19 protein-coding genes, 1 tRNA gene and 1 other RNA gene are annotated in these 17,734 nt (G+C 72.1%); 16 read left to right on the top strand and 5 right to left on the bottom strand.

Annotation, left to right across the window (positions count from 1 at the left end; all coding sequences use genetic code 11):
• Positions 1-118: 118 nt before the first annotated feature.
• Both ABD343_RS03780 and sigJ read left to right on the top strand, forming a co-directional pair.
• A complete protein-coding gene (locus ABD343_RS03780; RefSeq protein WP_344523890.1) occupies positions 119-817 on the top strand; it encodes an NAD(P)-dependent oxidoreductase in 699 nt (232 codons plus the stop codon).
• Between the two features lie 105 nt (positions 818-922).
• On the top strand, positions 923-1,879 hold the full coding sequence (gene sigJ / locus ABD343_RS03775) for an RNA polymerase sigma factor SigJ (protein ID WP_344523888.1): 957 nt from the start codon (positions 923-925) through the stop codon (positions 1,877-1,879).
• A 52-nt stretch (positions 1,880-1,931) separates the two neighbouring features.
• On the opposite strand, the gene ABD343_RS03770 is transcribed toward sigJ, so the two are convergent.
• Positions 1,932-2,016 (bottom strand) — tRNA-Ser (locus ABD343_RS03770).
• Between the two features lie 74 nt (positions 2,017-2,090).
• On the opposite strand from ABD343_RS03770, the gene ffs reads away from it, so the two are divergent.
• The 6 genes from ffs (at position 2,091) to ABD343_RS03740 (ending at position 7,463) form a co-directional block, all read left to right on the top strand.
• An RNA gene (gene ffs / locus ABD343_RS03765) (signal recognition particle sRNA small type) lies at positions 2,091-2,185 on the top strand.
• Between the two features lie 44 nt (positions 2,186-2,229).
• Positions 2,230-4,548 (top strand): DNA polymerase III subunit gamma and tau, encoded by a 2,319-nt coding sequence (locus tag ABD343_RS03760; protein ID WP_344523886.1) that lies wholly within the window; start codon positions 2,230-2,232, stop codon positions 4,546-4,548.
• A 177-nt stretch (positions 4,549-4,725) separates the two neighbouring features.
• On the top strand, positions 4,726-5,052 hold the full coding sequence (locus ABD343_RS03755; protein WP_344524375.1) for a YbaB/EbfC family nucleoid-associated protein: 327 nt from the start codon (positions 4,726-4,728) through the stop codon (positions 5,050-5,052).
• Between the two features lie 95 nt (positions 5,053-5,147).
• Complete coding sequence (gene recR, locus ABD343_RS03750; RefSeq protein ID WP_344523884.1) at positions 5,148-5,747, top strand: recombination mediator RecR; 600 nt, start codon at positions 5,148-5,150, stop codon at positions 5,745-5,747.
• Positions 5,740-6,402, top strand: coding sequence for a DUF5063 domain-containing protein (locus ABD343_RS03745; protein ID WP_344523882.1), 663 nt, complete (start codon positions 5,740-5,742; stop codon positions 6,400-6,402). Before recR ends, ABD343_RS03745 begins: the two co-directional genes overlap by 8 nt.
• Positions 6,403-6,614: 212 nt before the next feature.
• Positions 6,615-7,463, top strand: coding sequence for an endonuclease I family protein (locus ABD343_RS03740; RefSeq protein ID WP_344523880.1), 849 nt, complete (start codon positions 6,615-6,617; stop codon positions 7,461-7,463).
• A 38-nt stretch (positions 7,464-7,501) separates the two neighbouring features.
• Here the strand turns inward: ABD343_RS03740 and rpsN are convergent, their stop codons facing one another.
• A complete protein-coding gene (gene rpsN / locus ABD343_RS03735; protein ID WP_344523878.1) occupies positions 7,502-7,807 on the bottom strand; it encodes a 30S ribosomal protein S14 in 306 nt (101 codons plus the stop codon).
• Between the two features lie 55 nt (positions 7,808-7,862).
• On the opposite strand from rpsN, the gene rpmG reads away from it, so the two are divergent.
• The 8 genes from rpmG to ABD343_RS03695 all read left to right on the top strand — a co-directional run bounded on the left by rpmG (position 7,863) and on the right by ABD343_RS03695 (position 14,538).
• Complete coding sequence (rpmG, locus tag ABD343_RS03730) at positions 7,863-8,027, top strand: 50S ribosomal protein L33 (RefSeq protein ID WP_344523876.1); 165 nt, start codon at positions 7,863-7,865, stop codon at positions 8,025-8,027.
• A gap of 39 nt (positions 8,028-8,066) precedes the next feature.
• Entirely contained in the window at positions 8,067-8,318 is a 252-nt protein-coding gene (locus ABD343_RS03725) for a type B 50S ribosomal protein L31 (protein WP_344523874.1), read from the top strand.
• Positions 8,315-9,481: a CobW family GTP-binding protein gene (locus ABD343_RS03720; protein WP_344523872.1), complete on the top strand. Its 1,167-nt coding sequence runs from the start codon at positions 8,315-8,317 to the stop codon at positions 9,479-9,481. Before ABD343_RS03725 ends, ABD343_RS03720 begins: the two co-directional genes overlap by 4 nt.
• Before the next feature lie 20 nt (positions 9,482-9,501).
• Positions 9,502-9,744: a 30S ribosomal protein S18 gene (gene rpsR, locus ABD343_RS03715; RefSeq protein WP_344523870.1), complete on the top strand. Its 243-nt coding sequence runs from the start codon at positions 9,502-9,504 to the stop codon at positions 9,742-9,744.
• A gap of 382 nt (positions 9,745-10,126) precedes the next feature.
• Positions 10,127-11,407 carry an aspartate kinase gene (locus ABD343_RS03710; protein ID WP_344523868.1) on the top strand — a complete coding sequence of 427 codons (1,281 nt, stop codon included), beginning with the start codon at positions 10,127-10,129 and terminating at the stop codon, positions 11,405-11,407.
• Between the two features lie 423 nt (positions 11,408-11,830).
• Positions 11,831-12,406 (top strand): SigE family RNA polymerase sigma factor, encoded by a 576-nt coding sequence (locus tag ABD343_RS03705; protein ID WP_344523866.1) that lies wholly within the window; start codon positions 11,831-11,833, stop codon positions 12,404-12,406.
• Positions 12,403-13,602: a hypothetical protein gene (locus ABD343_RS03700; RefSeq protein ID WP_344523864.1), complete on the top strand. Its 1,200-nt coding sequence runs from the start codon at positions 12,403-12,405 to the stop codon at positions 13,600-13,602. The genes ABD343_RS03705 and ABD343_RS03700 overlap by 4 nt, the downstream gene beginning before the upstream one ends.
• Before the next feature lie 108 nt (positions 13,603-13,710).
• Positions 13,711-14,538, top strand: a complete 828-nt coding sequence (locus ABD343_RS03695) for an SURF1 family protein (RefSeq protein ID WP_344523863.1) — start codon at positions 13,711-13,713, stop codon at positions 14,536-14,538.
• On the opposite strand, the gene ABD343_RS03690 is transcribed toward ABD343_RS03695, so the two are convergent.
• The 3 genes from ABD343_RS03690 to ABD343_RS03680 form a co-directional block, all read right to left on the bottom strand.
• Positions 14,465-16,285 carry a S9 family peptidase gene (locus tag ABD343_RS03690; RefSeq protein WP_344523861.1) on the bottom strand — a complete coding sequence of 607 codons (1,821 nt, stop codon included), beginning with the start codon at positions 16,283-16,285 and terminating at the stop codon, positions 14,465-14,467. The two genes, ABD343_RS03695 and ABD343_RS03690, sit on opposite strands and share 74 nt — an antisense overlap.
• A gap of 42 nt (positions 16,286-16,327) precedes the next feature.
• Entirely contained in the window at positions 16,328-16,738 is a 411-nt protein-coding gene (locus tag ABD343_RS03685; protein WP_344523859.1) for a hypothetical protein, read from the bottom strand.
• An 80-nt stretch (positions 16,739-16,818) separates the two neighbouring features.
• A complete protein-coding gene (locus tag ABD343_RS03680) occupies positions 16,819-17,688 on the bottom strand; it encodes an alpha/beta fold hydrolase (protein WP_344523857.1) in 870 nt (289 codons plus the stop codon).
• Positions 17,689-17,734: the final 46 nt, after the last annotated feature.

The raw sequence follows: 17,734 nt of genomic DNA, 5'->3' as shown, positions 1-17,734 counted from the left end.
GGAGAAAATCTGACACTGCCAACTCTTCGGCACTCCGCGCACGATGTCACACTCGCTCCCGCCCGGCCCTCCTGATTGGCGAACGGCGAACCGCCAACAGGAGAGAAGGGAACGGCACATGAAGCTCGTCGTATTCGGAGCGAACGGCCCGACCGGGCGCCAGGTGACCGCGCGGGCGCTCGCCCAGGGGCACACGGTCACCGCCGTCACCCGCCGTTCCGGGGGCTTCCCCCTGGACGCCCCACGCCTCCGCGTCGCACGCGCGGACGTACGCGACCCCGCCGCCGTCGAACGCGCCGTCGCCGGGCAGGACGCGGTCCTCTCGGCACTCGGGGCGCCGTACGGCCGGAAGCCCGTCACCGTGTACTCCGAGGGCACCGCCCACATCGGCCGGGCCATGACGGAACACGGCGTACGCAGGCTGGTCGCCGTCACCTCGACCGTGCTCTTCGGCGCCCCCGTACCGGAGGAGGGTTTCTTCTTCAGGAAGGTGCTCGAACCCCTGATCGCGGGCACCCTCGGGCGCACGGTGTACGAGGACATGCGGCGCATGGAGGAGATCGTGCGCCGCAGCGACCACGCGTGGACGGTCATACGCCCCGCCGGTCTCTTCGACACCGACGACGTCAGCGACTACCGCGTCGCCACCGCGCGCCTGCCCGGACGGTTCACCTCGCGCGCAGACCTGGCGGACGCGATGCTGGCGGAGGCGACCGGCGAAGGCCATGTCCGCGCCTTCGTCGATGTCCGTACGACGCGGGGCACCCCGAGCACGCTCGACGTCCTGCGCCAGGAGGCGTTCGGCGCCAAGAAATGACCAGGCGCCCAAGGGGACCACCGGGAGACGTGCGGAGGCGCGGTGTCACATTCCCGCCGCCGCGCCCCTCTTATGGGGAAGCACCGGACAGAAGGGCGCCCCTCCATGAAACCGACAGGCGACGACGCAGCGACACGCCACTTCCTCGCCCACCGCGAGCTGTTGTTCTCCCTCGCCTACAACATGCTCGGCACCGTCGCCGACACCGAGGACGTCCTCCAGGAGACCTGGCTGTCGTGGTCCGGCAGGAACCGCCGGTCCACGGCCGGGGTCGACAACCCGCGCGCCTATCTCGTACGCGTGGCCGTCAATCACGCGCTCGCGTGGCGGGCCCTCGTCGCCCGCCGTCGCGAGACGTACGTCGGCCCCTGGCTGCCCGAACCGCTGGTCGGCGCCGAGGCCGCCGCCGAACCCGCCGCCGGACCCGCCCCCGACGCGGCGGATCACGCGCTGCGCGCGGACGAGGTCTCCATGGCCCTGCTGGTCGTCCTGGAGACCCTCACTCCCCTGGAACGCGCGGTGTTCGTCCTGCACGAGGTGTTCGGCTACCCGCACACCGAGATCGCCGACATCCTCGGCCGCGGCCACGCCGCCGTACGCCAGGTGGCCCGCCGGGCCCGCGCCCACGTCCACGCCCGCCGCCCCCGCTTCCGGGCACACCCCCGCGTCCGCAGGCAGGCGACCGAACGCTTCGTCGCGGCGGCCCTCGGCGGCGACATCGGCTCCCTGATGGAGATCCTCGCCCCGGACGTGACGGTCTGGACCGACGGCGGAGGCGCACGCCGGGCGGCGGGCCTCCGTCCGGTCCGCGGCCGCGACAAGGCCGCCCGCCTGCTGGCGGGCTACGCCGGCCGACGCACCGAGGACATGGATGTCCACCACCGGCGCGTGAACGGCGACGACGCCGCGGTGCTGTTCACCGGCGACTCCCCGTTCGCCGTGATGGTCATGGACCTCACCCCGGAAGGCGACCAGGTCTCCGCCGTCTACATCGTCACCAACCCGGAAAAACTCACCCACATCCACCCCGAGCCCACCCCACAGACCCCCGAAACGACGTAGGGCCCCACCGCCGAAACGGTGGGGCCCTACGTGACAGCCCGGTGAGGCTGGGCGGAGGATACGAGATTCGAACTCGTGAGGGGTTGCCCCCAACACGCTTTCCAAGCGTGCGCCCTAGGCCACTAGGCGAATCCTCCGCCGCAAACAATACAAGACTCCGAGGAGTGCTCGCGAACTCGTAGCCGCCGGTCGGGATCGGGTAGGGTTGGGGCCAGCCCCTCACGTGGCGCTATCTGACTGAACTCCCCCAGGGCCGGAAGGCAGCAAGGGTAGGTTGGCTCTGGCGGGTGCGTGAGGGGCGTTTGTGTGACCGGGGCCACTTGTCGGCGGTCCCCTATATCGTCGGGGGTGTGTCGTCCCTCGCCCTGTACCGCCGCTATCGCCCCGAGACCTTCGCCGAGGTCATCGGGCAAGAGCATGTGACCGATCCGCTTCAGCAGGCGCTGCGCAACAACCGCGTGAACCACGCGTATCTCTTCAGCGGCCCGCGCGGCTGTGGCAAGACGACCAGCGCCCGCATCCTCGCCCGCTGTCTCAACTGTGAGCAGGGGCCGACGCCCACGCCCTGCGGGGAGTGCCAGTCGTGCACGGACCTCGCGCGGAACGGGCCGGGCTCGATCGACGTGATCGAGATCGACGCCGCCTCGCACGGTGGTGTGGACGACGCCCGCGAGCTGAGGGAGAAGGCGTTCTTCGGCCCCGCGTCGAGTCGTTACAAGATCTATATCGTCGACGAGGCCCACATGGTCACCCCGGCGGGGTTCAACGCCCTGCTGAAGGTCGTCGAAGAGCCGCCGGAGCACCTGAAGTTCATCTTCGCCACGACCGAGCCCGAGAAGGTCATCGGGACCATCCGGTCGCGGACCCATCACTATCCGTTCCGGCTCGTGCCGCCCGGGACGCTGCGTGACTATCTGGCCGAGGTGTGCGAGCGCGAGGCCATCCCCGTGGACGACGCCGTGCTGCCGCTGGCCGTACGGGCGGGGGCCGGGTCCGTGCGTGACTCCATGTCCGTCATGGACCAGTTGCTCGCCGGAGCCGGCGAGGACGGTGTGACGTATCCCATGGCGACCGCCCTGCTCGGGTACACGGATGCGGCGCTTCTCGACGATGTCGTCGACGCCTTCGCCTCCGGGGACGGCGCGCGGGCCTTCGAGATCGTCGACCGCGTCATCGAGGGCGGGAACGATCCCCGGCGCTTCGTCGCCGACCTGCTGGAGCGGCTGCGCGACCTGGTGATCCTCGCCGCCGTTCCCGAGGCGGGGGAGAAGGGCCTCATCGACGCGCCCGGTGACGTCGTGGAGCGGATGAGGGCGCAGGCGTCGGTGTTCGGCGCCGCCGAGCTGAGCCGCGCAGCCGACCTCGTGAGCACCGGGCTCACGGAGATGCGCGGTGCCACCTCCCCCCGGCTCCAACTGGAGCTGATCTGCGCCCGCGTGCTGCTCCCCGCCACGTACGGCGACGAGCGGTCCGTCCAGGCCCGGCTCGACCGGCTGGAGCGCGGCGCCGCGCTGGGCGCCGCCACTGCCGCTGCCGCCGCTGCTCCCGTCGCTCCCGCTGCTCCTGCCGACCCCGTCGGTGCCCCCGCCGCCCCCGCTCCGGGCCCGGCTGCTCCGGCACCGGCTCCTCCGGCCCCCGCGGAAGCCCCTGCCCCTGCCCCGGCGCCCGCCCCCGCTCCCGCGCCCGAGAGCCCCCCCGAGGCCGCCGCCCCCCAGTCCGGGTCCGGTGGTCACCGGCCCGGGGCCTGGCCCGACGCCGCCGCTCCCGGCGGCGGTGGTGGCGGTGGCGCCGGTGGCGGTTCGCGGCCCGGTGCGTGGCCCACCGCCGCGCCCTCGCAGGCAGCCGCGCCGCAGCCCTCCGCACCGCCGCCTCCGCCGTCCGCCTCACCGGCCCCGGCCCAGGTGCAGAACCCGGCGGTGTCCGGCGATCCCTCGCAGGTGCGGCAGATGTGGCCGCAGATCCTGGAGGCCGTGAAGAACCGGCGGCGCTTCACCTGGATCCTGCTCAGCCAGAACGCCCAGGTCGTCGGCTTCGACGGCACGACCCTCCAGATCGGGTTCTCCAACGCGGGCGCGCGGGACAGCTTCGCCAACGGCGGCAGCGACGAGGTCCTGCGCCAGGCGCTCAGCGACGCGCTCGGCGTGCAGTGGAAGGTCGAGGCCATCGTCGACCCGTCGGGCGGCACCGGCGGTCCCGGTGGCGGCGGCGCCGCACCCGGCGGTCCTGGCGGTCCGGCGGGGCCCGGCCCCGGCGGCCCGGGGCGCCCGCAGCAGGCGTACGCGCCGCCCGCCGCCGCCCCCGCGGCACCTCAGGCCCCCGCACCGCCCCCGCAGGCCCCTGCTCCGTCCTCTCCGTCCTCTCCGTCCGCTCCACAGAGCGGCGGCCCCGGCGGCGGTGTCCGGGACGGCATGGCGGCGCCCGCGCCCGCCGCCCCCGCGCCCTCCCCGGCGTCCGCTCCGGCCGCGGAGCCGTCCGCTCCGCCCGCCGAGGCACCCCCGGCCCAGGCCACCGGACCCGGCCCTGGCTCTGGCCCCGGGTCCTACGTCGGCGTCGAGGAGGACATGCCCGCCGAGGACGACCCCGACCTCGACGAGTCGGTCCTCTCCGGGCACGACCTGATCGTCCGCGAGCTGGGCGCCACGGTCATAGAGGAGTTCCAGCACGAGTGACCCCGGGCCCGCGCCCGGGGCCCCAGGCACGGATGAGCGAGAGGAACCCCGTGCGGGCGGGTGACCGGCAGGGGGCGGCGGGGCGGCCCGGGGAGCACGTAGGCTCGGAGCAGCCAGCAAGACGTCGTCAAGCGAGCCAGGAGCCAAGACGTGATTCCCGGTGGTGGCCAGCCCGATATGCAGCAGTTGCTGCAGCAGGCCCAGAAGATGCAGCAGGACCTCGCCGCGGCCCAGCAGGAGCTGGCCGAGACCCCTGTCGAGGGCTCGGCGGGCGGGGGCCTGGTGAAGGCGACCGTGACGGGTTCCGGCGAGCTCCGGGGCCTGGTCATCGACCCGAAGGCCGTGGACCCGGAGGCCGCTTCCCCCGAGGAGACGGCCGAGACCCTCGCGGACCTGGTCCTCGCGGCCGTCCGCGACGCGGGCAGCGCCGCGCAGGAGCTCCAGCAGCAGAAGCTCGGCCCCCTCGCACAGGGCCTGGGCGGAATGCCGGGGCTTCCCTTCTAGAGCGCCGTACGGGCAACTAACGTACGGAGAGCAGTACAGGCAGCCGACGGCAGAGCCGGCGGCCGGGGCAGCGGCAGAGGCAGAGCGGAGCTTCCGTGTACGAAGGCGTGGTCCAGGACCTCATCGACGAGTTGGGCAGGCTGCCCGGCGTCGGTCCCAAGAGCGCGCAGCGGATCGCCTTCCACATCCTCCAGGCCGAGCCCGCGGACGTCCGGCGCCTCGCGCACGCGCTGACCGAGGTCAAGGAGAAGGTCAGATTCTGCGCCGTCTGCGGCAATGTCGCGCAGGAGGAGCAGTGCCGGGTCTGTGCCGACCCGCGCCGCGATCCCGCGGTGATCTGCGTGGTCGAGGAGCCGAAGGACGTCGTCGCGATCGAGCGGACGCGTGAGTTCCGGGGCCGGTACCACGTGCTCGGCGGGGCGATCAGCCCGATCGAGGGCGTCGGCCCGGACGATCTGCGGATACGGGAACTGCTGGCCCGCCTCGCGGACGGCACCGTCACAGAACTGATCCTGGCCACCGATCCCAACCTGGAGGGCGAGGCCACGGCCACGTATCTCGCGCGCATGGTCTCCGCCATGGGGCTCAAGGTGACGCGACTGGCCAGCGGCCTCCCCGTCGGGGGAGATCTGGAGTACGCGGACGAGGTCACGCTTGGGCGTGCCTTTGAGGGGAGAAGGTTGCTCGATGTCTGACGCCACGCTGAACTCGATCAAGGACGCGCCCGACGACTTCGCCGTCCAGATCTCCGACCAGGTCGAGAGCTTCATCGTCTCGGTCGCCGAGGTGGCGAGGGGAGACGACCCGGACAGCGCCGTGCCGTATCTGCTGCTGGAGGTCTCGCAGCTCCTGCTCGCGGGCGGGCGGCTCGGCGCGCACGAGGACATCGTCCCGGACGAGCGGTACGAGCCGGACGTCGGCCCGGAGCCGGACGTCGACGAGCTGCGCGAGCGGCTCGCGGCGCTGCTGGACCCGGTCGATGTCTACTCGGAGGTCTTCGATCCGTACGTGCCGCGCTCGGCGCCCGTCGCCTGCCGGATCTCGGACGACCTCGCCGATGTCGTCACGGACCTGCGGCACGGCATGGCGCACTACCGAGCGGGCCGGGTGTCCGAGGCGCTGTGGTGGTGGCAGTTCTCGTACCTCTCGAACTGGGGCCCGACCGCCTCGGCCGCGCTGCGCGCGCTCCAGTCGCTGGTCGCGCACGTCCGCCTGGACACCCCGCTCGACGAGCTGAACGGGCTGGACACCGACAGCGACGCCGACGGTGACGACGGCAAGCTGGAGGCCGAGGCGGGCAAGGTCATGGCGGCGGAGATCGCCGCGCCGCTCGGCCTCAAGAACGCCTGAGCCTCAAGAACGCCCGAGCCTCCAGCGCGCCCGAGCCTCAAGAACGCCCGAATCGCGGGGTCTTACGGGGGCGTACGTCTCTGTGGCAAGCTGCCACGGACGTATGCCCCTGGGGCGTCAGTTCGAACAGTAGCTTGTCATGTACCGGCCACCCACCGGTCATGTGCTGTTCTCTCTGCGCTCCCTTCCCGGAAACGGAGAGGCCCCCCACCATGCGCAATCTTCTTTCTACGCGCGTCACTTGGCGTCGTTCCGCGGTGCTGCTCGGCAGTACGGCGCTGCTCGCCGGCGCCCTGACGCAGCTCCCGGCGACGGCGTCCGCCGAGCCGCCGCAGGCCGAGAAGCAGGCCACGCAGCAGGCCGCGGCCGAGGCGCCCGGCGACTACTACAAGGACGCCGAGGGCAAGACCGGCGACGAGCTGAAGGCAGCCCTCAACACGATCATCAGCGAGGGCGACCAGCTCTCCTACGACCAGGTCTGGGAGGCGCTGAAGGCCACCGACGAGGACCCGGCGAACAAGTCCAACGTGCTCCTCCTCTACACGGGCCGCTCCCAGTCCAAGGAGGACAACGGAGGCGGCGCCGACCAGTGGAACCGCGAGCACGTATGGGCCAAGTCGCACGGCGACTTCGGCACCGCGACCGGCCCCGGCACCGACATCCACCACCTGCGCCCGACCGATGTCTCGGTCAACAGCACGCGCGGCAGCAAGGACTTCGACGAGGGCGGCGAGGAGGTCGAGGAGGCCCCCGGCAACTTCACCGACGGCGACTCCTACGAGCCCCGCGACGAGGTCAAGGGCGACGTCGCCCGCATGATCCTCTACATGGCCGTCCGGTACGAGGGCAAGGACGACTACCCGGACCTGGAGCCCAACGACAAGGTCGAGAACGGGTCCCAGCCGCTGCACGGCAAGCTGTCCGCGCTCAAGAAGTGGAACGAGCAGGACCCGCCCTCGGACTTCGAGAAGAACCGCAACGAGGTCATATTCGAGAAGTTCCAGCACAACCGGAACCCGTTCATCGACCACCCCGAGTGGGTCAAGGAGATCTGGGGCTGAGTCCTGCCCGCTCCCGGGCACGACTTCTACGGGCTGGGCTACCAGCTCGACTTGCGCACGCCGGGCAGTTGCCCGGCGTGCGCCATCGTGCGCAGGTTCACCCGCGAGAGGCCGAACGCGCGCAGGTGGCCGCGGGGGCGGCCGTCCACGCTGTCCCGGTTGCGGACGCGGGTCGCGCTCGCGTCGCGCGGCTGGCGGCGCAACTCGGCCTGCGCGGCGATCCGTTCGGCCTCCGGCGTGTCCGGGCTGCGGATGATCTCCTTCAGCTCGGCCCTGCGCGCGGCGTAGCGCGCGACGACCTCGCGCCGCTGCTCGTTCTTCGCGATCTTGCTCTTCTTCGCCATGGGGCGACTCCCTCCTTTTATTGAAAATGATTGTCGTTTGTGTAGGGTAGCCGACATGCCCCGCAACGACCTACGCCCCGTGATCAAGCTCCGCTCGACGGCCGGCACCGGCTTCACGTACGTGACCCGGAAGAACCGCCGGAACCACCCCGACCGGCTGGAGCTGCGCAAGTACGACCCCGTGGCCCGCCGCCACGTCGCGTTCCGCGAAGAGCGCTGAGAAGCAGAGAACAGAGAGACAGAGAGAGGGAGGAGCGAGATGAAACCCGGGATCCATCCCCCGTACCGCCCCGTCGTCTTCCGCGACCGGGCCGCCGGCTTCGCGTTCCTGACGCGGTCCACCGCGACCAGCGACAGGACCGTCGAGTGGGAGGACGGCGCGACGTACCCCGTCATCGACGTCGAGATCTCCTCGGCGAGCCACCCCTTCTACACCGGCGCGCAGCGCGTCATCGACACCGCGGGGCGCGTGGAGCGCTTCGAGCGCCGTTACGGCCGGGGCGGGAAGTGAACGGGGGCGAGGAGCGGCTGCCCGTCGTGCTCGTCGCCGGGCTGCACGCCGAGGCGCGGCAGGCGGCCGTCGAGGGGCTGCTGCGCGCGGTGCCCGGCGCCGTCGCGCTGCATCACGACCTGTCGGCCGCCGCGTCGGAGGGGAGCGTACGGCGCACCGTACGGTCGCACGAGGGGGCGCTCGACGAAGGTGAGGCGCCGCTCGTCAACAACTGCGCCTGCTGCGCCCTGCGCGAGGACCTCGTGCCGGAGCTGCTGCGGCTCGCTGACTCCCGTACGTGCGCGCTGGCCGTCGTCGAGCTGTGGGACTCGGTCGAGCCGCAGGCGATGGCCGAGGTCGTCGCCGCGCACAGCGCGGACGCGCTGGAGGTGACCGGTGTGCTGACGGCCGTCGACCCGGCGCTGGTCCTGCCGTACCTCGCCGCCGCCGACGATCTCTCCGAGGCCGGACTGGCGGCGGCGCCGACGGACGAGCGCACGGTCGCCGACACCTTCGCGCGGCAGCTCGAATACGCGCCCGTGCTGGTGCTGGCCGGGGGCGAGGAGGAGGCCGACGACGCCGACCGGGAGCTGCTGCGCCAGCTCCACCCCGTGGCCCGCCGGGTCCGTGCCGAGGACGGCGCGGAGCTGGGCCGCGCGGCGACGGAGGGCTTCGACGTGGGCGCCGCCGCGGCACGGCAGTACCCGGCGTGCGCGCTGCTGCCGCAGGAGGCCGACGCCGAGGGCGTCACGACATTCGTCTGGCGCGCGCGGCGCCCCTTCCACCCGGCGCGGCTGCACGCGGCGCTCCAGGAGCTGGCCTGCGTGGCGGTGCGCAGCCGCGGCCGGTTCTGGCTCGCCGACCGGCCGGACACGCTGCTGTCGTGGGACGCGGCGGGCGGTGCCCTGTGCGTCGAGGAGCGCGGGCCCTGGCTGGCCGCGCTGCCGGACGCCGCCTGGGAGATGGTCCCGCCCGTACGCCGCGCCGCCGCCGCGCTCGACTGGCACCCGGTGCAGGGCGACCGCGGCCAGCACCTGGTCTTCACGGCGCCCGGCCTGGACACCGACGGGCTGGGCGCGCTGCTCGACTCCTGCGTGCTGACGGACGCGGAGCACGCGGGCGGCCCCGAGGCCTGGCGCCGCTACGCGGGCGCCTTCGACGACCTGCTCAGCACCCCCTCGTAGACCGCAAGGAGAGACCGGACATGCCCTCGCGCCGTACCGCCGACGCCCGCAAACCGGCCAAGCACCGCCCGAACCCGCTCGACGCCGCCGGGATCACGTACATCGACTACAAGGACACCGATCTGCTGCGGAAGTTCATCTCCGACCGCGGCAAGATCCGCAGCCGCCGCGTCACCCGCGTCACGTCCCAGCAGCAGCGCCGGCTCGCCCGCGCGATCAAGAACGCCCGCGAGATGGCCCTCCTCCCGTACGCCTCGCGTTAGGGGGTGTCTGACCAATGCCCGCGGCGTCGCGGTGTCCGGCACGCACGCTCGCGGCGTTGCCGAATCGCCCTGGTAGCTCCGCTACGAGGGCGCTCCGGCGCCTTGCGAGCGCACGCACCAGACACCGCTCCTTCTCCCGCGCTCATTGGTCAGACACCCCCTAGCGCCCGCCCTGTGGGCGGTCGGCTGTGAGTCACGCCACGTTTCCGTGTGGCACCCGGGGACGGGGGGCAGGTGCCGGGTCGGATGATGAGTGGCACTCGGTGCCTCGGGCGTCTCACATACTGATGCCAGAGGGGACGATTCCGGCCGCTCGTTAGACTGAGCCGACGCGGGGCCCGGCTGGAACGGTCCCGGAGTGAGTTACGAGGAGCGAGCACACGTGGGCCTTGTCGTGCAGAAGTACGGCGGCTCCTCCGTTGCCGATGCCGAAGGCATCAAGCGCGTTGCCAAGCGAATCGTCGAAGCCAAGAAGAACGGCAACCAGGTGGTTGTCGTGGTGTCGGCGATGGGTGACACGACGGACGAGCTGATCGATCTCGCGGGAGAGGTCTCTCCCGTCGCCTCCGGGCGCGAGTTCGACATGCTGCTGACCGCCGGAGAGCGCATCTCCATGGCCCTGCTGGCGATGGCGATCAAATCCCTCGGACACGAGGCGCAGTCCTTCACGGGCAGCCAGGCCGGTCTGATCACCGACTCCGCGCACAACAAGGCGCGGATCATCGATGTGACGCCCGGGCGCATCCAGAGTTCCGTCGACGAGGGCAACATCGCCATCGTCGCCGGGTTCCAGGGCGTGTCGCAGGACAGCAAGGACATCACCACCCTCGGCCGCGGCGGGTCCGACACGACCGCTGTCGCGCTGGCCGCCGCGCTGAACGCCGAGGTCTGCGAGATCTACACCGACGTCGACGGCGTCTTCACCGCCGACCCCCGGGTCGTCAAGAAGGCGAAGAAGATCGACCGGATCTCGTTCGAGGACATGCTGGAGCTGGCCAGCTCCGGGTCCAAGGTGCTGCTGCACCGGTGCGTGGAGTACGCGCGCCGCTACAACATCCCAATCCACGTGCGGTCGTCCTTCTCCGGCCTGAAGGGCACGTGGGTCAGCAACGAGCAGCCGGACGGGCAAGGGGAAGAGTCGATGGAGCAGGCGATCATCTCGGGTGTCGCACACGACACGTCCGAGGCGAAGATCACGGTCGTCGGGGTGCCCGACAAGCCGGGCGAGGCCGCGGCGATCTTCCGTACGATCGCCGACTCCGAGGTCAACATCGACATGGTGGTGCAGAACGTCTCCGCCGCGTCGACCGGCCTGACGGACATCTCCTTCACCCTGCCGAAGGCCGAGGGCCGCAAGGCCGTCGCCGCGCTGGAGAAGGTGCAGGGCGCCGTCGGTTACGACTCGCTGCGCTACGACGACCAGATCGCCAAGATCTCGCTGGTCGGCGCCGGGATGAAGACCAACCCGGGCGTGACCGCGACCTTCTTCGAGGCGCTCTCCAACGCGGGCGTGAACATCGAGCTGATCTCGACATCCGAGATCCGCATCTCGGTGGTCACGCGCGAGGAGGCCGTGAACGACGCGGTGCGCGCGGTGCACACGGCGTTCGGCCTCGACAGCGAGAGCGACGAGGCGGTCGTCTACGGCGGGACCGGTCGCTAGACGTCACGGACGGGACGCGTACGTACGCCGTCTACGCACAACGTAGGTACGACGCTCCGCATGTGAAGCATGTGTGACCACGCGGGGCCCTTGGCCACTGGCGGGTCGCACGTCTCCTGACGGAGAATTTCGCTCCCCGCCTCCCTGCAACCGGCAGGCAGGCGGGGAGCGTCTTTGTTTCCGCTGCCAGGGACTTCCACGGGGTGAAGGGGGACCCCCTGCTCGGAGAGCTTGGGGGAGGGCAAGTAACTGTGGAAATTGGGGCATCGAGGAAGAGCTGGTACGTATGACGGCATTCAGCGCATCCTTTGGCACAGTGCCTTTCGCGTACAACCCTGACGGGGGGAAGTGTGTCCAACAAGCGTGGCAGAGGTACTCGGAATCGCAACGGCCCCTGGGCGCTCCGGCATCACGGCCGGAGGCATGCCCGTGATCGCGCCATGGCCGGCCGCGCGCCCCGCCCCCATGCCCGGACAGCGTGGGGAAACTGACGACGCGATGGCAGCGGGCACCACAGTCGACCACCTCACCGAGACCTACCGCGCGCACTACAAGTCCCTGCTCGGGCTCGCGGCCCTGCTCCTCGACGACACCGCCTCCTGCGAGGACGTCGTGCAGGAAGCGTTCATCCGCGTCCACTCCGCGCGCAAGCGCGTCCGTGACCCCGAGAAGACGCTCGCCTACCTCCGCCAGACCGTCGTCAATCTCTCCCGCTCCGCGCTGCGCCGCCGCATACTCGGCCTCAAGCTCCTCTCGAAGCCGATGCCCGACATGGCGAGCGCCGAGGAGGGGGCGTACGAACAGCTCGAACGGGACCAGTTGATCCAGGCGATGCGTGGCCTCCAGCGACGGCAGCGGGAGGTCCTCGTGCTGCGCTATTTCGCCGACATGACCGAGGCCCAGGTCGCCGAGGTGCTCGGGCTCTCCCTCGGCTCGGTCAAGGCGTACGGCTCGCGCGGCATCGCCGCCCTCCGTACCGCCATGGAGGCAGCCTCATGAGCGACGGCCTGCTCGGGCCGGGCGGCGGCAGCGGTGACGACCGCGCGAACGGTACGGACGACCCCGGGACGAACGGTTCCGGGACGAACGATTCCGGTACGAACGGCGCTCACGGCGACGGGATGGACTCCGAGGAGCAGGCGCTGCGCCGGCTCCTCCAGGACAGCGTCCGCGACATCGAGCCCTCGCCCGAATCCCTCGAAGCGCTCCAGCGCGCCGTGCCCGCGCGCCGCCAGCACCGGCGCCAGGCGCTGGTCGGCGTGGTCGCCGCCGCGCTCGTCGCGGTCGTCGGCATCCCCGCGCTGCTCTACGGCGGCGTCGTGCCCGGCGTCGGCGACGACCGGCATCCGCTGACCGCCTCCAGCAGCCACGGCGAGACCCAGGGCCCCGGCGAGGGCTCCGAGTCCGGCGGCGGCAAGGAGGGCGAGCAGCGGGGCAAGGACGGCGGCAAGGACGGCAAGGACAAGGACGAGAAGGACAAGGACAAGACCGACCCCTCCTCGCCGTCCGGCGGCAAGGAGAGCGGCGGGGCCGACCCCAGCGACTCCCTCGTGGCCAGCGCGCCCACCTGCGGCCGCGAACAGCTCGGCAACGGCTCGTCGCAGGCCGGCTCCCCCGGCGCCGACGGCAAGGTCTACGGCAGCTTCCGCGTCACCAACACCTCGGGCGACGCCTGCACGGTCGACGGCGAGGGCATGGTCGGCGCGTCCACGGAGGGGAACGCGCGGGCACGGGTCCAGGTCGCCGTCCACACCCCGGGAGACCCGGCCACGGGACTGCCCGACCCGGCGGCCGAGAGCGACGAACTGGTGCTGAAGCCCGGCGAGTCGTACCTGGTCCGCTTCGCCTGGGTGCCCAACCAGGGCGGGACGTGCGCCGACAGCACGCCCTCGCCGGAGACGAGCGCCCAGAGCGGCGCCGCCACCGACGCGGAGCCCCCCACCGCGGGCGCCGAGACGAGCGGCGGCGGCGAGACCACGGGCGGTACGGACTCGGGCGGCGGCACGGGCGGCAGCGAGGGCCCCGGCGACGGCGGCGCGACGGGCGGCGGCGACAGCGGGGGCGGCACGGGCGAGGACCCCAAGGTCGTCATCAGCCACACGCCCGACGTCGGCACTCCGGCGGCGGCGGACGCCGTCGTGGACGGCGCGTGCGGCGGCACGGTCTACCGCACGGGCGTCCTCCCGGCGAAGTAGCCTTCAGCGCCTTTTGACGCCGCACAGGGGCTGCCCTTGCCGGGCGTCGCGGCCCAGGAGGAGAGCCCCGATGGCGGCGGGCCCCGCGTGCGGACGTACCGTAGGGATGTGTACCGGTTCCTGCTGACTCCACGATGGTGGGGGATCAACATCTTCGCCGTGCTGGCGATCCCGGTCTGTCTGTTGATGGGGAGCTGGCAGCTCGGGCGGTTCGACGCCCGCGTCGACAACCACCGGGAGCAGCAGGACAACGCCTCGCGGGCGGCGCACGCCAAGGCCGAGCCGCTGGGTTCGCTGCTGCCGATCACCGAGAAGACCGCCGGGCGTACGGCGGAGACGCGGGGCCGGTACGACACCGGTCACCCCCTGCTCGTGCCCGACAGGACGCTGGACGGGAAGTCCGGCGCGTATGTGCTCTCGCTGCTGCGCACCGACGGCGGCAAGGCGATCCCCGTCGTGCGCGGCTGGCTGCCGGGGAAGCCGGACGCCGCCGACGTGCCCCCGATGCCGCGCGGCGAGGTCACCGTCAAGGGCGTCCTGCAGGCCTCGGAGTCGCACGAGGCGGCCGGGCCCGGGGCCGCCGGGGGCCTGCCCAAGGGGCAGCTCGGCTTCATCAGCGCGGCGGGCCTGGTGAACGTGGTCCCGTACGACGTGCACAACGCCTGGCTCACCGTCCAGCACACCGAGAAGCCGCTGAGGCCGGTGCCGCCGGTCGCGCCCGACAACACCGGCCTCGACATGAAGGCCTTCCAGAACCTCGGCTACACGGCGGAGTGGTTCGTCTTCGCCGGGTTCGTGATCTTCATGTGGTTCCGGCTCTTCCGCCGCGAGCGGGAGATCGCCAAGGACGCGGCGCTGGGCCTCATTCCGGAGCCCCCTGAGCCGTCCCCGGAAGATGACGCAGGGCGAAGCCGATCTCCAGCCGCACCTGTTTGACCCGCTCCTCCACGACGAGGGAGCCGTGCCCGGCGTCGTAGCGGTAGACCTCGTGGGGGTGACCGCGTTCCTTCAGCCGGTCGACGTAGTTCTCGACCTGCCGGATGGGGCAGCGGGGGTCGTTCACCCCGGCCGAGATGTAGACGGGCGCGCGGACCTTGTCGACGTACGTCAGCGGTGACGAGGCCTCGAAGCGCTCCGGGACCTCCTCGGGCGTGCCGCCGAGCAGGGTGCGGTCCATCGACTTCAGGGCCTCCATCTCGTCGTGGTACGCCGTGACGTAGTCCGCGACGGGCACGGCCGCGAGGCCCAGCGCCCACGCCTCGGGCTGGGTGCCGAGGCCGAGGAGGGTGAGGTAGCCGCCCCAGGAGCCGCCCGCCAGGACCAGCCTCTCCGGGTCGGCGAGGCCCGAGCCGACGGCCCACTCGCGTACGGCGTCGATGTCCTCCAGCTCGATCAGGCCGACGCGGTGCTTGAGGGCGTCGGTCCACTCGCGGCCGTAGCCGGTGGAGCCGCGGTAGTTGACGCGGACGACGGCGAAGCCGTGGTCGACCCAGGCCGCGGGCTGGGCCGCGAACGCGTCGGTGTCGTGGTGCGTGGGGCCGCCGTGCACCTCGAAGACGGTCGGGAACGGACCCTCGCCCTCCGGCTTCTGGACCAGCGCGTGGACCGTGCCACCCGGGCCCTCCACCCACGCGTCCTCGACGGCCACGGAGGCGGGCGCCTTCATGCCGGGCGGGTCCATGACGACCTCGCCGGTCGTCGAGAGCACGCGCGGCGGGCGCGCGGCGGACGACCACAGGAACTCGACGGTGCCGTCGGGGCGGGCCGTCGCCGAGAGCACGGACCCCGCGGGCGTCTCGATGCGGGTGAGGGCGCCCGTCGCGATCTCGTACCGCCACAGCTCGTCGCGGGCGTGGCGGCTGTGCGAGACGAGCAGCGCGCTCGCGTCCGGGTACCACTCGGCCTCGACGTCGCCGGGCAGGTCCAGCGCGGGCTCGGACGTGGTGCCCGACACCGGGTCCCAGATCATCGGCTCCCAGCGGCCGTTCCGCTGGTGTCCGACGAGCAGCCGCTGGTCCCCGGAGACCGGCGCGAAGCCCAGCACCGACAGGCCCAGCTCCTTGGTGCCGCCCTCGCTGTCGTCCAGCTCGGCGACGGTCGTCCCGTCCGCGGTCCGTACGACGCGGAGCGCCGAGTGCATCGCGTCGCCGTGCTCCGTGTGCTCGATGACGAGGAGCGTGCCGTCGTGCGACAGGTCGCCGACCCCGGCCGACTCCCGGTGCCGGTAGATCTCGCGCGACCCGGCCTCGCCGGGCCGTACGACGTGGAGGGTCGTGCCGTCCTCGTCGGTGGAGCGGCCGATGACGGCGGTGCCGTCCCGGCCCAGCGCGAGCCCGGCCGGGTACGAGGCGGGCAGGTCGGCCACGGGCTCGTCCTCGCCGCCGCCGAACGGCTGCCGCATCCAGACGCCGAACTCGTCCCCGTCGGTGTCGGAGAACCACCAGATCCATTTGCCGTCGGGGGTCAGCGTCCCGTCGGTCGTCCCGTTCGGCCGGTCGGTGACCTGCCGCTGCTCGCCGCCCGTACGGTCCCACGTATACAGCTCGAACGTGCCCGTGGCGTTCGAGATGAACAGCGACCGCTCCGGCGCGTCCTCGGCCCACGACGGCAGCGACACGCGCGCCGCCCGGAACCGCTTCTCCCAGTCGGGCATCCCCTGGCTCTCACCCTGGCTCTCACTCATGCGCCCATTGTGTCGCGGCGGCGGAGGAAGACGGCCGGGGCGTCACTTCTCCACTTCGGCGAAGCGGTAGTAGGCGAGGGGGATCACTCCGAGTGCGACGAAGAAACCGAGCGTGCCGGACCACAGGACGCTGGTGTTCACCAGGCTGTGGAGGAAGCCCACCGCGATCCCGGCCGAGACGCCCCACGCGGCGGCGCGCGTCTCGTCCTGGAGCCGTCGCGCCTGGTGGCGCAGGACGTGGAAGACGACGGCGACGACGACACCGGCCACGACCGAGAGCAGGATCTCACCGCCGGTGGCCGGTTCTCCCTTGCGCTGGATGGCGAGCGCCCACAGGCCGTAGACGAGCCCGACCAGCACGGGGCCGGTGAGCGCGGCGAGGCCGCGCCGGACGGGCGCGGGCATCGGGGTCCGGGGGAGATGTCCGTGTGCGGGTGCGTGTGCGTGTGCCATGGCGCTGCCTCGCGATCCGTCCCCCCATCGGTTCTCCGGTTCCTCTCTTCAGTGCACCTCCGCCCCCGCCCCTCGGCAACTCATGGACCCGTTTCCGCCGGTCCTGCCGGTCCCGCCGGTACGTGGCGGCGTACGAACGCGAGCGCGGCGTCGGCGACGTCCTTCCAGCCGCTGTCGATGACGAGCGAGTGGCCGCGCCCCGGCATCTCCGTGATCTCGGTGACGCCCGCGTTCCGCTTCTGCCGCCGGTGGGCGGCGTGGGCCAGCGCCCAGGGGATCGAGGTGTCCTTCTCGCCCGCGAGGATCAGCAGCGGGCCCCGGTCGGGGTTGCGGGTGTCCACCCGCAGGTCGGTACGGGGGTTGAGGTTGGCCCCCGCCTGCTGGAAGAGGGGGACGCCGGAGGCGGGCACGGCGAAGGTGTCGTACAGCTCGCGGGCCTCCTCCTCGCTCACCGCGTTCGCGAAGGCGTAGCGGAACTGCGGGAACGTCAGCGGCACGGCACGGCGCCTGTTGAACGGGCTGCCCAGCACCGGCATCGACGCGCGCAGCGAGGAGAGCGGCAGTGTCAGCACCCCGCGGAACGGCTCCGGGCCGATCGCGACCGTGGCCGCCGACAGGCCGCGCCCCGCGAGGATCTGGACGAGGACCCCGCCGAAGTTGTGCCCGACGAGGGCGGGCCTGCGCTCCAGCCGCCCGATCAGCTCCGCGAGGTGGTCCGCGACCGCGCCCACGCTCTTGCGCGCGAACACCTCCGGTTTCGCCCGCGCCTCCCGTACGGTCTCCGGCTCGTCCGGCCACGTCAGCGGGACGGGCGCGTAGCCCGCCGCCTCGGCGTGCGCGGCCCAGGGCGTCCAGCTCCCGGCGAGCAGCCAGAGCCCGTGCACGAACACGATCGGGGCGCGGCCCGACGCGTTGGCTTGCTCGATCGCCTGTACGTCTTTGGAGGACATGTCACGACGCTAGAGCGGCCGGGCCCGGCCCGTAATCGGTCAGTTG

The sequence above is a fragment of the Streptomyces albiaxialis genome, from assembly GCF_039530985.1.
Lineage (GTDB): Bacteria > Actinomycetota > Actinomycetes > Streptomycetales > Streptomycetaceae > Streptomyces > Streptomyces albiaxialis.
Note: the sequence above shows the minus strand (reverse complement) of the source record. Positions and strands in the feature narration are given on the sequence as shown.

What these genes read in the sequence shown, in the direction of transcription:
- ABD343_RS03745 (WP_344523882.1), top strand. Translation starts at nt 5,740, where the DNA reads ATGTCTGACGCCACGCTGAACTCGATCAAGGACGCGCCCGACGACTTC.
- ABD343_RS03755 (WP_344524375.1), top strand. Translation starts at nt 4,726, where the DNA reads ATGCAGCAGTTGCTGCAGCAGGCCCAGAAGATGCAGCAGGACCTCGCC.
- rpsR (WP_344523870.1), top strand. Translation starts at nt 9,502, where the DNA reads ATGCCCTCGCGCCGTACCGCCGACGCCCGCAAACCGGCCAAGCACCGC.
- rpmG (WP_344523876.1), top strand. Translation starts at nt 7,863, where the DNA reads ATGCCCCGCAACGACCTACGCCCCGTGATCAAGCTCCGCTCGACGGCC.
- ABD343_RS03700 (WP_344523864.1), top strand. Translation starts at nt 12,403, where the DNA reads ATGAGCGACGGCCTGCTCGGGCCGGGCGGCGGCAGCGGTGACGACCGC.
- ABD343_RS03740 (WP_344523880.1), top strand. Translation starts at nt 6,615, where the DNA reads ATGCGCAATCTTCTTTCTACGCGCGTCACTTGGCGTCGTTCCGCGGTG.
- ABD343_RS03680 (WP_344523857.1), bottom strand. Translation starts at nt 17,688, where the DNA reads ATGTCCTCCAAAGACGTACAGGCGATCGAGCAAGCCAACGCGTCGGGC.
- ABD343_RS03780 (WP_344523890.1), top strand. Translation starts at nt 119, where the DNA reads ATGAAGCTCGTCGTATTCGGAGCGAACGGCCCGACCGGGCGCCAGGTG.
- ABD343_RS03685 (WP_344523859.1), bottom strand. Translation starts at nt 16,738, where the DNA reads ATGGCACACGCACACGCACCCGCACACGGACATCTCCCCCGGACCCCG.
- rpsN (WP_344523878.1), bottom strand. Translation starts at nt 7,807, where the DNA reads ATGGCGAAGAAGAGCAAGATCGCGAAGAACGAGCAGCGGCGCGAGGTC.
- ABD343_RS03725 (WP_344523874.1), top strand. Translation starts at nt 8,067, where the DNA reads ATGAAACCCGGGATCCATCCCCCGTACCGCCCCGTCGTCTTCCGCGAC.
- ABD343_RS03705 (WP_344523866.1), top strand. Translation starts at nt 11,831, where the DNA reads ATGCCCGTGATCGCGCCATGGCCGGCCGCGCGCCCCGCCCCCATGCCC.
- sigJ (WP_344523888.1), top strand. Translation starts at nt 923, where the DNA reads ATGAAACCGACAGGCGACGACGCAGCGACACGCCACTTCCTCGCCCAC.
- ABD343_RS03690 (WP_344523861.1), bottom strand. Translation starts at nt 16,285, where the DNA reads ATGAGTGAGAGCCAGGGTGAGAGCCAGGGGATGCCCGACTGGGAGAAG.